The organism is Rhizobium sp. BK379, assembly GCF_014193955.1.
Lineage (GTDB): Bacteria > Pseudomonadota > Alphaproteobacteria > Rhizobiales > Rhizobiaceae > Rhizobium.
Window position 1 is genome coordinate 1,274,673 of sequence record NZ_JACIAD010000001.1, and the last position, 13,408, is coordinate 1,288,080.

Here is a 13,408-nt window from a genome sequence, read left to right on the forward strand (position 1 = left end):
GATACGACGCGCGTCGCCTGATACGCCCGCCCTCTTCCCGATGCTGCACCCGAGAGGCTCAAGTCGATCATGTCGATTTCAGATGCGATCTACCGTCCCTTCGAAACGCTGATCCGGCCGCTCGATATCCCCTACCGTCCGCTGCCGTCGAAGGGGCCGGTGACGGTGCTGCTGCACTTCATCTCGATGTTTCGCGGCATCCTGATCGCGCTCGCCCTCTGCACCATGGCGATCGAGGCCATGAATCTGACGATCGTCTGGGGCCTGTCGGTCATCGTCGATGGCGTCACGCAGCAGGGTGCCTCGGCTTTCCTGCGCAATGACCGGCCGCTGCTGATCTTGCTCGGCCTGATGCTCTTCCCCGCTATCCCCATTGCCTCCTTCCTCGTCAACACGCTGAATTCGCATACGCTCGGCATCGGCATGCCGGCTGCCATTCAGTGGCAGGGCCACCGGGCGGTGGAGCGGCAGGATCTCGCCTTCTTCCACGATCTCTATGCCGGCCAGGTCGCCTCGCGCCTGCAGCAGGTGGCCTCCGCCGTCCAGCAGCAGGTCATATCGGCCTTCCAGTCCATCCCGCGCTTCATCATGCAGATGGTCGGCTCCGTCATCCTTCTGAGCGCATTGTCCTGGCAGCTTGCGCTGCCGACCGTCGTATGGATCACGCTCAACGTGGTGCTCGCCGTCAGGCTGGCGCCTGTCTTCACCGAACGGGCACGGCGCTCCGCCAAGCGCCGCAGCCTGATTTCCGGCGCCATTACCGATCTCTACGCCAATATGCAGATGGTGAAACAATTCGCAGCCGAAGACAGCGAGGCGGGTACTATCCGAGGCATCATCGGCAAGGCGATCAAGGCCCAGCAAAGCGAACAGCGTATCTATCGGACAGCAGAGGTCATCGTCGTCGTCCTCAACGTGACGCACTGGCTGGCCATCCTGTCGATCGGCTTTACCGGGCTCGTTGACGGCTTCGTCACGATCGGCGAATTCACTGCCGCCGTTTATGTTCTCAACCGGCTGTCCGGTCACACATTTACATTCCTGCAGATGGGCCAGCAGATTTTCCAGGCGATCGGCACGATCAAGGACGCCATGCCGGTGATGACGACACCGCCCACCATCACCGACCGGCCGGATGCGCAGGACCTTGTCGTCCCGAACGGCGAAATCCGCTTCGACGACGTTGGTTTCGCCTACAAATCCGGCAAGCCCGTCATCGACAACCTGTCATTGACCGTCCGTCCCGGCGAGAAAGTCGGCCTCGTCGGCCTCTCAGGCGCCGGCAAGACGACGCTCGCCAACCTGCTCCTGCGCTTCTACGACATCAAGGACGGCGTGATCCGGATCGATGGGCAGGATATCCGCTCGGTCACCCAGTCGAGCCTGCGCCGCGCCATCGGCGTCATCGCCCAGGACGTCGCGCTGCTGCACCGCTCCGTCGGCGACAATATCCGCTACGGCCGGCCGGAGGCCACGCAGGAAGAGATCGAGGACGTGGCGAAGATGGCGAGCGCCGATCTCTTCATCGCCGACCTCGCCGATAGCGAAGGCCGCACGGGCTACGAAGCCTATGTCGGCGACCGTGGCATAAAACTCTCAGGCGGCCAGCGCCAGCGCGTGGCGATCGCCCGCGTGCTCTTGAAGAATGCCCCGATCCTGGTGCTCGACGAGGCCACCTCGGCCCTCGACAGCGAATCCGAAGCCGCCATCCAGGAGCGTCTGAACATGGTGATGGAAGGCAAGACGGTCATCGCCATCGCCCACCGCCTGTCGACCATATCGAGCATGGACCGCATCATCGTGCTCGACCACGGCCGCATCGTCGAGGAAGGCCGGCCGGAAGAGCTGATCGAAGGCGACGGGCTGTTCGCGCGCCTGTGGCGGCGCCAGACGGGTGGCTTCATTCCGGAAGAGATTGAAGAGGGTGCGTCGGGTTAGCGGCAGCGGCGGGCAGTAATTGCGCCGACGCCGGAGAGCTTGACCCTATTGCTCGCCAGCCTGCTCGGGCACATGAGAACATGCCCATTCGAACGCTTCGTCGATCGCCGCAAACTTGACCGCCTGCCAATACCGATAGTCGCGGACCAGCTCTGCCGAAATCCAGAAATCGCCGCGGTCGCCGGAAGCGTCCCATCCGGCAATTTCCAGCATCTGAGCACGCTCGAAAAGGCGCCGCGCGTGGGTTCGGGAGATGGCGTAGCGCTTGGAGAATTCTCCGACGCGCAAAGGCCCGACAGACATGCGCGTTTCCAGCTCCTTTTCCGGCGGCAATCGCGACATCAGGTCGTGCAGGATATTGCTGCCGGAAGCGGTTCGAACGAAAGTATCCACGCTTTGCGGCGGGCTGGCCCAGTTCGGGTCGCGAAAGAGGCTCTCCGACATTCTTGGCTGCGCATACCACAGCAGGCGCCGATCGGCCGATGATCGCCGGAATCGGGTGCCCCGATCGAGCATGTCGAGTGATTTCAGATGTTCGTCGAACCATTCGCGAATCAGGGTTTCGGCAGTTTCGGAAATTCTGAGCGGGCGAGCGCGCTTGTCCGCGCGTTCATGAACATCGACCAGGAGACCGTAATTGCGCATCTCGGCCAGATGCGCGAATACCGTGTTCTTGGAGGCAATGTCACTCTCGGCGATGAGTGCCTTCAGCTTGGCAGCCGTCAGGCCCGGGTGGGACGGCGACGTGACACGCCGAAAATGAAAAGCCAGAATTGACTGCGTCAGCAACCATCGTTTCATGTCGGCGGTATAGCGCACGATACGGGGCGCGGCATCGTGCATGGCGATGAGCTTCAGCGCCGCATCCTTCAGGGCGAGTGCGTAAAGGCGATTTTCCACAATGGCTTCGACGTTCAAAACCTCGGCCGCATCAGTGGCTGAGCGCATTGCGGCTGATATGGACGTCAACGGATCTCTCCAGGCAAGTTCGAATTGGACAAACTACGGCCTGAGCGACCTGCAGCTGGCCTTCGCGGCGTTGGTATGCCTCTGCACGCCCCAAGCTCTCGTGCGTGCACTTTCTTGAACGCGAAGCTTCGCCGGCAGTCGGCCATCACTTGCTGCACCATGTCCCTTAAAATAGAATTGCAAACCACAGCCACCCATCCCGCCGGGACCGGTTTTGGCGCAAAACCGATCAAAATGCCGCACCGGTCCGCAATCATCACGCATCCGATACCGGCGATCCGAAAAGACCCTGAGCGATATTCTCCAGCTCTATCGGCTTGTCGCAGAGAATATAGCCGCCAAACCGCTCCGGAATGATGGATGGATCATACGCGGTGGCGAAAACGAACGGTATGCCGAGCTCTTCGAGCCGTTCCGCCACGGGAAAGACCAGCACGTCGGACAGAAAAACATCAAGGATGGCGGCATCGATCTGCTCATCTTCGATCAGGAAAAGCGCATCGTCGACGCGTGGCGTCGGACCGATCACGACCGCCCCGAGCTTGACAAGCTCCCTGCGGGTTTCCTCTGCGAGCAGAAATTCGTCCTCGACGACAAGCACCCGCTTTCCTGCAAAGAGGGAACTCCTGGGAAAGCTGGATTTCAATGGCTCACTCCACCTGGCCGCTAGCTGAGCGGGAACGAGAGGCTAACGGTTAAACCACCGGGAGCGAAATTAGTTTCAACCTGTCCGCCGAGCCGGTAGCCGATCTCCCCCTGCATCAGCGACATGCCAAAACCGTCCGACTGCGGATCCTTGACTGCCGGGCCGCCGCGTTCACTCCAGTCGAGGATGAAGGAGCGATTCCCGAGCTGCCAGCGGATATCTATGTGCCCCTCGCCATTACTCAAGGCCCCGTATTTGGCAGCATTGGTCGCAAGCTCGTGGATGACCATTCCGAGCGCAAGCCCGCGTGGCGGATTGAGCTTGTATTCCGGGCCGTCGAGCGTGACCCGATCGGCGCCGAATGGCGTCAGTTCCTGGGTGATCAGCTCCTGCACCGACGCCTCTTTCCAGTTCTCGCGTGAAAGCAGGCCGTAAGTCCTCGACATGGCTTTGAGCCGGCCGACGAAGGCTGCGTGAAACGCCTCCGGCGAGGCAGCCGATTCCAGCGTCTGGGTCGCGATGCTGATCGCCACCGCCAGCATGTTCTTGACACGATGATTGAGCTCCGAAATCAGCACCTTCTGGTGCTTTTCGGCTTCGGCCAACGTGGTGACGTCGATCAGCGTCACGATCACACCGTCGATCCTGTTGTTGTCGCCGCGATAGGGAATGAGCCGGGCCAGAAAATGACGCCCCTGGTCGTCGCGCGGAAGGTGATGATCGAGGTTTTCCCCCGAAGCGAAAACCTCGCCAATATGGTCGTTCAGCTCCGGATAGTCGATATCGCTGGAGAGTTCGGTCAGTGGCCGGCCGACATCGGATGCACGTAGCTTGAAAAAATTCGACGCTGTCGGCGTGAAATTGCGGATCACCAGATTGCGGTCGAGGAAAATCGTCGGGATCTGTGTGGCGTCGAAGAGATTTTTCAGATCGTTGTTGGCCCGGTCGAGTTCCTCGATCTTGCTGTTGAGCTCGGCATTGATCGTGTTGAGCTCCTCGTTGAGGGACTGCATCTCCTCCTTGGAAGCTTCGAGCTCCTCGTTGGAAGATTGAGCCTCTTCGTTGACCGATACCAGCTCCTCGTTGGAGGATTTCAGTTCTTCGAGCGCCGTCTCATATTCCTCGATCGTCGACTGCAGGCGTTCGCGCGTGTCGCGCAGCTCCCTCTCGAGGTCGGCCGTCCCTTCCAGGCTCCGCTGGACGCGTTCGGCTTCCGAGCGCGCCTGCGGCGGTCCAAGCGTCTGAAACAGGACGACGTAGAGCGCTTCGCCTGACTCGCGATTGCCGAGCGGCTCGACCGCCAGCGACACCGGCTGCACGCGGCCATCATCGTCATCAACGACGATATTGTCCTTGGTGACACGCTGTCTCGACGAGACGCATTCCCGCAGGGCTGCCCTGAGATCAAGCCGCAGATCCCGTCTTGCCATGTTGATCAGCTGGCGGCTCGGCGCGCCCTGCGGCACTTCAAGAAATTTGCTCGTGCGCCCGGACGAATAGACGACATCACCGTCCGCATTCACCACGACGTGAGCCGGTGCGAATGATTCCAACACCTGCGCTTCGACCGCCTGCCGCAACTGCACACCGCCCAATCCACGCGGCTCGATTTTTGCAGAGGCCGTGAACGGCGCATATCGTTCGTCCCCGATCAGGATCGGAAGACGGTGCGCGCTGGCATGTTCCCGCGTCTGGAAGATGCGGTTCTTCTTGTCGACGGTGGTAAAGAGATCGCCATGCTGGGCGATCCCCTCCGACGTACCGAGAAAGAGGTAACCGCCGGGTTTCAGCGCATAATGGAATGTCGGGATGACCCGGTTCTGTACTTCAGGTCCGAGATAAATCAAAAGGTTGCGGCAGGACACGAGGTCCATCCGGGAAAACGGCGGATCGCGGATGACGCTATGCGGAGAGAAGATGCACAACTCGCGGACGCTGCTGCTGACGACGAAACTGGCTCCGTCGCTGCTGAAGAATTTCTTCTTGCGCGTGCTCGAAACGCCCTCCAGCAGCGCCTCCGGATAACGCGCCGTCCTGGCGATCTGCAGCGCCGGCTCATCGATATCGGTCGCAAATATCTGCACCCTTGGTACGTGCGACAGCCGCTCCATGTGTTCGCGCATGAGAATGGCGATCGAATAGACTTCCTCCCCCGTTGCGCAGCCCGGCACCCAGATACGCACGGTATCGGTCGCAGTTCTGGAGGCGAACAATTGCGGGATGACGGTGGTTTCAAGCACCGCAAACGCGTCCGCATCGCGGAAGAAATTGGTCACGTTGATCAACAGATCGCTGAAAAGCCGCGAAACTTCATCGGGATCCTGCTCCAGCACGGCGACATAGGCCTCGATGGTCTTCAATTGCTTGACCTGCATGCGTCGACGCACGCGCCGCAGGAAGGTCTTGGTCTTGTAGCCGGAAAAATCATGGCCGGTCTGATTGCGAAGGATCGCGTAGATACGCTCGCGTGCCTGTTCGAGGTCGCTCGCCTTGTTATGTTCGCCAGCCTCCCCGACATCTGAAAGAAGATCGAAGCTGCGTGCGAAGGCGACCAGCTTTTCACCCATCTGCTCGGCCGGCAGGGCGAGATCAATGAGACCGCTGGAAATCGCGCTTTGCGGCATATCCGGATTGCGGGGGCCGGAACCGTCGGCAATCTGCGCGATCGTCAGCCCGCCGCGCTCCTTGATGGCCTTGACACCGAGCGTCCCATCCCCGTCGCCGCCGGACAGGATAATGCCGACGGCATAGTCGCCCTGGTCTTTCGCAAGCTCGCCGAAGAAGACGTCGATGGGCTTGCGCTCCCTGGAATTGACGTCGAGCGGCTTGACGGAAAGCACGCCGTCATGAAGGCTCAGCACCACATTTTCCGGCATGACGTAGACTGTTTCGGAAACCACCTTCAGCTTGTCAGCGGCAAGCACCACTTCCATGTCGGTATAGCGGGCAATCACCTCATGCAGGCGGCTTTCGCGGTCAGGGTTCAAATGGGTCACGACGACGAACGCCATGCCGCAGCGCTCCGGCAAGCCCTGAAAGAACCCTTCCATTGCAGGGATCCCCCCCGCCGAAGCGCCAATGCCGACGATCGGGAATTTCGGATTTGCGTGTACCATTTCACCGCTCCTCAAGACCGAAGATGGCGGCCTTACAATCGGTAGAATTAGGGAGCGGAAGTCTCTTTGGCAATCTCCATTTACTCAGCGCGTTTCTGCCATATTTCACTCCTGAAACCACGACGATATGGAGCGCTCAGGTGGAAGAAAAGCTCGGCCATGTGCTCATTCTGGAAGATGAATATCTGATCGCATTCGATCTTGCGGAAGCGTTCGAAAAGTACGGGGCAATGATCGTCGGCCCGTTTGCAAGCCTCGCGTCTGCCAGGGCAGCGATCGAAAACACTCCCGAGCTCGACGGCGCCGTGATCGATATCAATCTCAGGGGAGAATTGAGCTTTCCTATCGCCGAGATGCTGCGGGAAAGGCACGTCCCCTTCGTCTTTACGAGCGGTTACGACCAGCTCGCCATACCCTCATCCCTCTGCCAGGTGCCGCTGGTAGCGAAACCCGCCGATGCCGGAGAAGTGGCCGGGCTGCTCGCAAACCTCATCGGCAAGGGGCGCCCGACCCTTCAATGACCGCACATCGCCAGCCACGCCCTCTTTGCGCGTGACGCGCCCCCGAAAACCTAGGCTAGCGGCTTCGTCGCGCAGATCGCAAAACGGTCCTGCACCATGCGCTCGAGCCCGCGCAGGAAGGGCATCTTGCGTGCCTGCGCCCAATGGATGTCCGAAAGCTTGCGGTCGACCACGATATTGTCGAAGCCCGCCTGGCGCAGAAGGTCGACGATCGCTTCGGCCGGCATCTTGTCGGAGAAATGGACACGCGAGCGGATTGCCTGGTGACGGGCCATCATCTCGGGCTTCATATGGCTCGCCGGCGCCTTGCCCGTCAGCCTCGTCCAGACTTTCTGCAGGCTCTTGACCCAGGTCTCCTTGCCCATGTTGCCGTCGACGATCAGCACCTTGCCGCCGGGCTTCAGGACGGAGAACCATTCCCGGAAGGCCGAGGCCGGATCGACCAGCGTCCAGACGAGGTGCCGGTTGGTGATCACGTCGTAGCTGTCCTTCGGCTCCATGGTGTTTTCCGCGTCCCCCGAGACGAAGCGGATATCGGTGCCGCGCTTCTTGGCCTTGGCGCGCGCCTGCGCCAGCATCGCATCCGACCAGTCGAGCCCCGTCACCTTGAAACCCGCCCCGTGCATCAGATGCGAAATGACAGCCGTGCCGCAGGCAAGATCGAGCGCTGCCCGCCCCTGCCCCTCGCCGAGATGCTTGCGGATCAGCCGCTGCCAGCCGGCGCGCTCGGCTTCGGAAAAGATTTCATGGCCTACACTCTCGTCGAATGTCGCTGCGCGTTCAGACCAGAAGTCCCGGATTTCATCGCGAATAGAGTAATTTGTGTTCATCGTGTTCATTATCTGCACCCAGGCGCCGTACTACTTTGGAAATGCTCTAAAACATAAAACTTGATTCCGAAAGTCAGTTTTTCTATGCCTCGGGACATTACCAAGGACCGGGGGAGTTTCCAGTTGAATCTTTTGAGTTTGCTTAGACTATCCGCAGTTGCGGTTGCGACCATTCTGCCACTCCAGGCTATGGCCGAACCCTTCACCATCAAGGATGTGGCCGGCCGCGAGGTCACCTTCGACAAACCGGTCGAGCGTGTGATTCTCGGCGAAGGCCGCATGCTCTATGCCGTCGCCCCGATCGAGAAGGACGATCCCTTCGCCAAGATCGTCGGCTGGCGCAACGATCTCTGGACCACCGACAAGGATGGCTTCAACGCCTATGTCGAGAAATTCCCTAGGGGTAAGGACCTGCCCTTCCTCGGCAACCTGACGGACGGTACGCTGCAGACCGAGACCGTCGTTGCCCTTCACCCCGACGTCATGCTGCTGCCGATCGGCAACAAGAAGGCGGCCGACGAGGTGAAGCTCGAGGACATGCTGAACAAGATCGGCGTGAAGATCGTCTATATCGATTTCCGCGAGCACATCCTCGCCAATACCGAGCCGAGCCTGGAAATCCTCGGCAAGCTCTTCGGCCATGAAGACCGCGCCGAAGCCGTCGCCGCCTACTGGAAAGAGCAGATGGCGCGCGTCACCGACAAGCTGAAGGAAGCCAATCCCAAGAAGCCCAACGTCTTCATGTATCGCGCCGCCGGCCTCGTCGAGTGCTGCGGCACGTTCGGTCCCGACAATTTCGGCCTGATGGTCGATTGGGCCGGTGGCCACAATCTCGGCTCCGATTTCCTGCCCGGCTATACCGGCTCGATCAATGCCGAACAGGTCGTCGCGTCCAATCCTGACGTCGTCGTCGTTACCGGCTCGAACTGGAGCCAGACCAAGGACGCCAAGGATTACGTCAATGTCGGCCCGGCCGCTGCCGGCACCATCGACGACAGCCGCAAGGCGCTCGATGCGCTGATGCAGAACCCGGCCTTCACCGGCTCCAAGGCCGTTGCCGGCGGCAATGTGCACGCGATCTGGCATCAGTTCTACACGAGCCCCTACCAGTTCGTCGCCGTACAGCAGATGGCCAAGTGGTTCCATCCGGACCTATTTGCCGATCTCGATCCGGATGCGACTTTCAAGGAATTCCACGAGAAGTTCCTGCCCGTCGCCTATCAGCCGGGTTACTGGGTCGACGCCAAGGCCGGAAAGTAAGGCCAATGGCAGAGATCGCCGCTATGCCGATCGAAGCCGAGGAAGGCAGGGCGCGTTACCGCGCCCTCGCCCGCCGCAAGCTTTTGATCCTCGTTGCCATGACGGCAGCGCTCTGCCTGTCCTTCGCCGTCGATCTCGCCTGGGGACCGGCCCGCTACGGTCTCGACGAGGTCGTGACAGCCCTCTTCGATCCCGACGCCGTCTCGGCGCAGGTCCGCGCCGTCGTCTGGGATATCCGCATGCCGGTCGCCGTCATGGCGATCGTCGTCGGCGCCTCGCTCTCGGTCGCGGGGGCGCAGATGCAGACGATCCTCGCCAATCCGCTGGCAAGCCCGTTCACATTGGGAATTTCCGCCGCCGCAAGCTTCGGCGCGGCACTCGCGATCGTCACCAGCGTGCCGATCCTGCCCGTTGCCGCCGGCCTGCTCGTGCCGGTCAATGCCTTCATCATGGCGCTGGTCGCAACCCTCTTCATCCATTTCATCTCACAGGCGCGCGGCGTCTCGGTGCAGACGGTCGTGCTGCTCGGCATCGCGCTTGTCTTCACCTTCAATGCGGCTCTCGCCTTCCTGCAATATCTCGCCTCGGAACAGGCGCTCTCGGCCGTCGTCTTCTGGACCATGGGCAGCCTCACCAAGGCCACCTGGCCGAAGATCTGGATCACCCTTGCCGTACTGCTCTTTGCGCTCCCGCTCTTTGCCCGCCATGCCTGGGCGCTGACGGCGATCCGCCTCGGCGAGGACAAGGCGGCAAGCTTCGGCGTCAATGTCCGCCGCATCCGGCTGGAGACGATGCTGATCATCTCGCTGCTGGCGGCCGTGCCCGTCAGTTTCGTCGGCACGATCGGCTTCGTCGGCCTCGTCGGCCCGCATATCGCCCGCATGATCCTCGGCGAGGATCAGCGCTTCTTCCTGCCGGGCTCGGTTCTCTCGGGCGCGCTGCTGCTGTCGCTGACCTCGATCGTCTCGAAGTCGATCATTCCGGGCGTCGTCTTCCCGATCGGCATCATCACCGCACTCGTCGGCGTACCCTTCTTCTTCTCGCTCATCCTCTCGAACAGGAGCCGCTCATGGTAGCGCTTCAGCTGCAGTCGGTCGGCGCCTATCACGGCCGCAAGCTCTTCGTCGAAGACGTCACCACCCCGAAGATGAATGCCGGCGAACTCATCGCCGTCATCGGCCCGAACGCCGCCGGCAAATCGACCCTCTTCAAGCGCATCACCGGCCTCCTGAAAGGCCCGGGAAACGTTCTGGTCGAAGGCGCCAAAACGAAGAACGCCATCAGCTACATGCCGCAGGATACCTCCGCCAATGCGGTGCTGACGGTCTATGAATCCATCCTGCTCGCTCGCAAGCAGGGTCACTCCTGGGGCGTCAGCGATCAGGAACTGCGGCTGATCGACGACATCATGAAGGCGCTCAACATCGAGGCGATCGCCTTTCGCGATCTCGGCGCTCTCTCCGGCGGCCAGCGCCAGCTCGTCTCCATCGCTCAGGCGCTGGTGCGCGAGCCCGAAATCATGCTGATGGACGAGCCGACCAGCGCGCTCGATCTTCACCGCCAGGTGGAAGTCTTGGATTTCATGCAGCGTCAGGCCCGCAAGCGCGGCATGATCGTGCTGATCGCCATCCATGATCTGAACCAGGCGCTCCGCTTCGCCGACAAGGTTCTGATCATCCAGAACGGCCGCATGCGTGCCTGCGGTGAACCGCGCGACGTCGTCACCGTCGATATGCTGCGCGAGGTTTACAAGATCCACGCCCGCATCGAGAAATGCTCCAGGGATCACGACCACGTCATCGTGGACGGCACGGCGCATTAAAGGCGCACCGCTGAAACGGCGCGCCCTTATGTCAATGCATCACTGATTTATAATCGCTATCGGCCCCGCGGCAGCGTCTGGTCCTGCCGCATCCCGTCGATATCCTGAGCCTGGCGAAGCTCCCGTTCCGCGCGCTCCTGGGACTCTTCCACCGTGCGGTGATGTCCTGTCGGCGCGATGTCGTCGCGCAGCTCCTGATCGAGCGGCGCCTCGTCGTCGAGATCATAGGCGCGGACGCGCGGGGAGTTGGGATCGAGCCGGCGGGTGTAGTGTCCGGCAGGCATCGCCGGGCCGGCAACGCCTGCGGCATCGGCGGCAAAGACGTCGTCCTGTGCGGCACGCGCCTGCCGCACCCGCTCGGCCTCATCCGCCTCGCGAGCCCTGCTTGCATCATATTGCGATGTTGCGAAAGCCTCGTTCGACTTGCTCGTGTTCCAGCCCTCGGCGCGCCAGAGGTCGGCACGTTCATCCATGTCGATGGAGCCTTCGTCATCGAGGATATCGTGGGCGATGCCGTAGGTCGCGTCGTCGACCTCGACGGAGATCAGATAGCCGCCACGGCGCAGGCCTTCGGCATAGACCGACCGGTCCTCGTCAGGGAAAAGCCAGTCCTCCAGCTTCGACCAGAAGCCGCCACGGTCGTCCCCGGCAACGCCGGCCTTGTCGCCGTCGGCTTCATATCCCGGCATCATTCGGACATTGCTGATGTCGAGGTTCTTCAGCCGGTCGATCGCGCGTTCGGCATCGTCACGGCTGTCGAAGAAGGCACTGAGCGTACTGTGGCCCCCGCCGCCTGAGAATGCGGGAGCGCTGTCATTGCGGAGATTGCTCATCGGGATTCCTCCTCCAGGTTTTCCTCTCCGCAAACGGACGAAAAAGCCCGATGTTCCCCATCGATGTGGAGAAATGCGATCTTCTAGGAGCGCAAGGTCCTGAACGCGGCCCGGACCTCCCCGGCGAAGAGTTGCGGCTCCTCCCAGGCGGCGAAATGCCCGCCCTTTTCAGCCGCATTGTAATAGATCAGCTGCGGGTAGGCCCTGGCGAGCCAGTGCCGCGGCGGGCGGTAGACCTCGCCGGGAAAAACAGTGACCGCGACCGGAACCTTGACCGGTTCCAGCTTCGCTCCACCTGCGACATTCTCCCAGTAGATGCGCCCGCTCGAAGGCCCGGTATTGGTCAGCCAATAGAGCGTGATATTGTCGAGAATGGCCTGCCGGCCGAGCGCCTGTTCGGGATCTCCGCGGGTAAACACCCAGTCGGCAATCTTGTCATAGAGCCAGGCCGCAAGCCCGACGGGAGAGTCCGCAAGCCCGTAGCCGATCGTTTCCGGCCGCGTTCCCATGATCGCGGCGTAACCGAAGCCATTGGCGAGGAAATCCCGGGCCTCCGCGAAGATCACCTTCTCCTCCGGTGACAGGCTGTCGGGCGCCGACGCACCGCTCATCAGCGCCTGAGCGGCGTCGGGCGGAAAGGTAGTGGCGCGCTCGACCCTGTTGACGTGAATGCCGAGCAAGCCCTTTGGCGCCTGTCGCCCCAGCGCATCGCTGATGATCGCACCCCAGTCGCCGCCCTGCGAGACATAGCTCGTATAGCCGAGCCGTTTCATGAGCGTGTCCCAGGCGGCCGCAATGCGTTGCGGGTTCCAGCCCTTTTCCGAGGGCTTGCCGGAGAAGCCGAAGCCGGGGATCGACGGGATCACCAGATGGAAGGCATCGCCGGCCGTACCGCCATGCGCGGTCGGATCGGTCAGCGGGCCGATCACGTTGATCAGCTCGAACACCGATCCCGGCCAGCCATGCGTCATGATCAGCGGCAGGGCGTTTTCATGGCGGGAGCGCACATGGATGAAGTGGATATCCACGCCGTCGATCCCGGTCACGAATTGCGGAAAGGCATTCAGCCTCTGCTCTGCCTTGCGCCAGTCGTAGGAAGACTGCCACTCGTCCACGAGTGCCTTCAGCCGCTCGGGCTGCACACCCTGCGAACGGTCGCGCACGGTTTCCCCGTCAGGCCAGCGGGTGGCGGCAAGCCGCCGCCTGAGATCGGCAAGTGCGGCCTCGGGAATATTGGCCCGGAACGGCCGGATTTCGCCGGTCGGCGCTTCCGCCGCGACCGGATCGGCCGCAGCCGCAACCGAAGCAAGCGTCGCTGCAACCCCGGCCGCCGCGCCCGCAAATAGCAGCGAACGCCGTGACACCTTCAATGTCTCGATTGATTGCCCTGATTTCATGACATGCCTCCATTCCATCGGAAGGTTCGCGGCCGCATTTCAGACGCCCGACATCATGCGCCTGAAATGGACCGGA

The 13,408-nt window shown here is 61.6% G+C and carries 11 protein-coding genes; 5 read left to right on the forward strand and 6 right to left on the reverse strand.

Going from position 1 to position 13,408, the window contains the following annotated elements; all coding sequences use genetic code 11:
* The first annotated feature begins 69 nt into the window (after positions 1-69).
* On the forward strand, positions 70-1,938 hold the full coding sequence (locus FHT93_RS06640) for an ABC transporter ATP-binding protein (protein WP_183846789.1): 1,869 nt from the start codon (positions 70-72) through the stop codon (positions 1,936-1,938).
* A 45-nt stretch (positions 1,939-1,983) separates the two neighbouring features.
* Here FHT93_RS06640 and FHT93_RS06645 read toward each other — a convergent pair whose 3' ends face one another.
* The 3 genes from FHT93_RS06645 to FHT93_RS06655 form a co-directional block, all read right to left on the reverse strand.
* Positions 1,984-2,907 (reverse strand): hypothetical protein, encoded by a 924-nt coding sequence (locus FHT93_RS06645; RefSeq protein ID WP_246781560.1) that lies wholly within the window; start codon positions 2,905-2,907, stop codon positions 1,984-1,986.
* A gap of 256 nt (positions 2,908-3,163) precedes the next feature.
* The gene (locus FHT93_RS06650; protein ID WP_210299191.1) at positions 3,164-3,553 is read right to left on the reverse strand and encodes a response regulator; all 390 of its coding nucleotides are present in this window, start codon (positions 3,551-3,553) and stop codon (positions 3,164-3,166) included.
* A 20-nt stretch (positions 3,554-3,573) separates the two neighbouring features.
* Complete coding sequence (locus FHT93_RS06655; protein ID WP_113205967.1) at positions 3,574-6,669, reverse strand: CheR family methyltransferase; 3,096 nt, start codon at positions 6,667-6,669, stop codon at positions 3,574-3,576.
* Between the two features lie 140 nt (positions 6,670-6,809).
* Between FHT93_RS06655 and FHT93_RS06660 the strand changes: the two genes are divergently transcribed.
* Positions 6,810-7,190, forward strand: coding sequence for a response regulator (locus tag FHT93_RS06660; RefSeq protein WP_183846791.1), 381 nt, complete (start codon positions 6,810-6,812; stop codon positions 7,188-7,190).
* Between the two features lie 50 nt (positions 7,191-7,240).
* Here the strand turns inward: FHT93_RS06660 and FHT93_RS06665 are convergent, their stop codons facing one another.
* Complete coding sequence (locus tag FHT93_RS06665; RefSeq protein WP_183846793.1) at positions 7,241-8,029, reverse strand: class I SAM-dependent methyltransferase; 789 nt, start codon at positions 8,027-8,029, stop codon at positions 7,241-7,243.
* 114 nt (positions 8,030-8,143) lie between these two features.
* Between FHT93_RS06665 and FHT93_RS06670 the strand changes: the two genes are divergently transcribed.
* The 3 genes from FHT93_RS06670 to FHT93_RS06680 are packed head-to-tail and all read left to right on the forward strand — an operon-like array spanning position 8,144 to position 11,102.
* Positions 8,144-9,280 carry an ABC transporter substrate-binding protein gene (locus FHT93_RS06670; protein WP_112969406.1) on the forward strand — a complete coding sequence of 379 codons (1,137 nt, stop codon included), beginning with the start codon at positions 8,144-8,146 and terminating at the stop codon, positions 9,278-9,280.
* Between the two features lie 5 nt (positions 9,281-9,285).
* Positions 9,286-10,356: an iron ABC transporter permease gene (locus FHT93_RS06675; RefSeq protein ID WP_113147352.1), complete on the forward strand. Its 1,071-nt coding sequence runs from the start codon at positions 9,286-9,288 to the stop codon at positions 10,354-10,356.
* The gene (locus tag FHT93_RS06680) at positions 10,350-11,102 is read left to right on the forward strand and encodes an ABC transporter ATP-binding protein (RefSeq protein ID WP_113016726.1); all 753 of its coding nucleotides are present in this window, start codon (positions 10,350-10,352) and stop codon (positions 11,100-11,102) included. The genes FHT93_RS06675 and FHT93_RS06680 overlap by 7 nt, the downstream gene beginning before the upstream one ends.
* 56 nt (positions 11,103-11,158) lie before the next feature.
* Here the strand turns inward: FHT93_RS06680 and FHT93_RS06685 are convergent, their stop codons facing one another.
* Together FHT93_RS06685 and FHT93_RS06690 are read right to left on the reverse strand one after the other, a co-directional pair.
* Positions 11,159-11,935 carry a hypothetical protein gene (locus tag FHT93_RS06685; RefSeq protein ID WP_183846795.1) on the reverse strand — a complete coding sequence of 259 codons (777 nt, stop codon included), beginning with the start codon at positions 11,933-11,935 and terminating at the stop codon, positions 11,159-11,161.
* A gap of 83 nt (positions 11,936-12,018) precedes the next feature.
* Complete coding sequence (locus tag FHT93_RS06690; protein ID WP_183846797.1) at positions 12,019-13,332, reverse strand: epoxide hydrolase family protein; 1,314 nt, start codon at positions 13,330-13,332, stop codon at positions 12,019-12,021.
* Between the last annotated feature and the right edge of the window lie 76 nt (positions 13,333-13,408).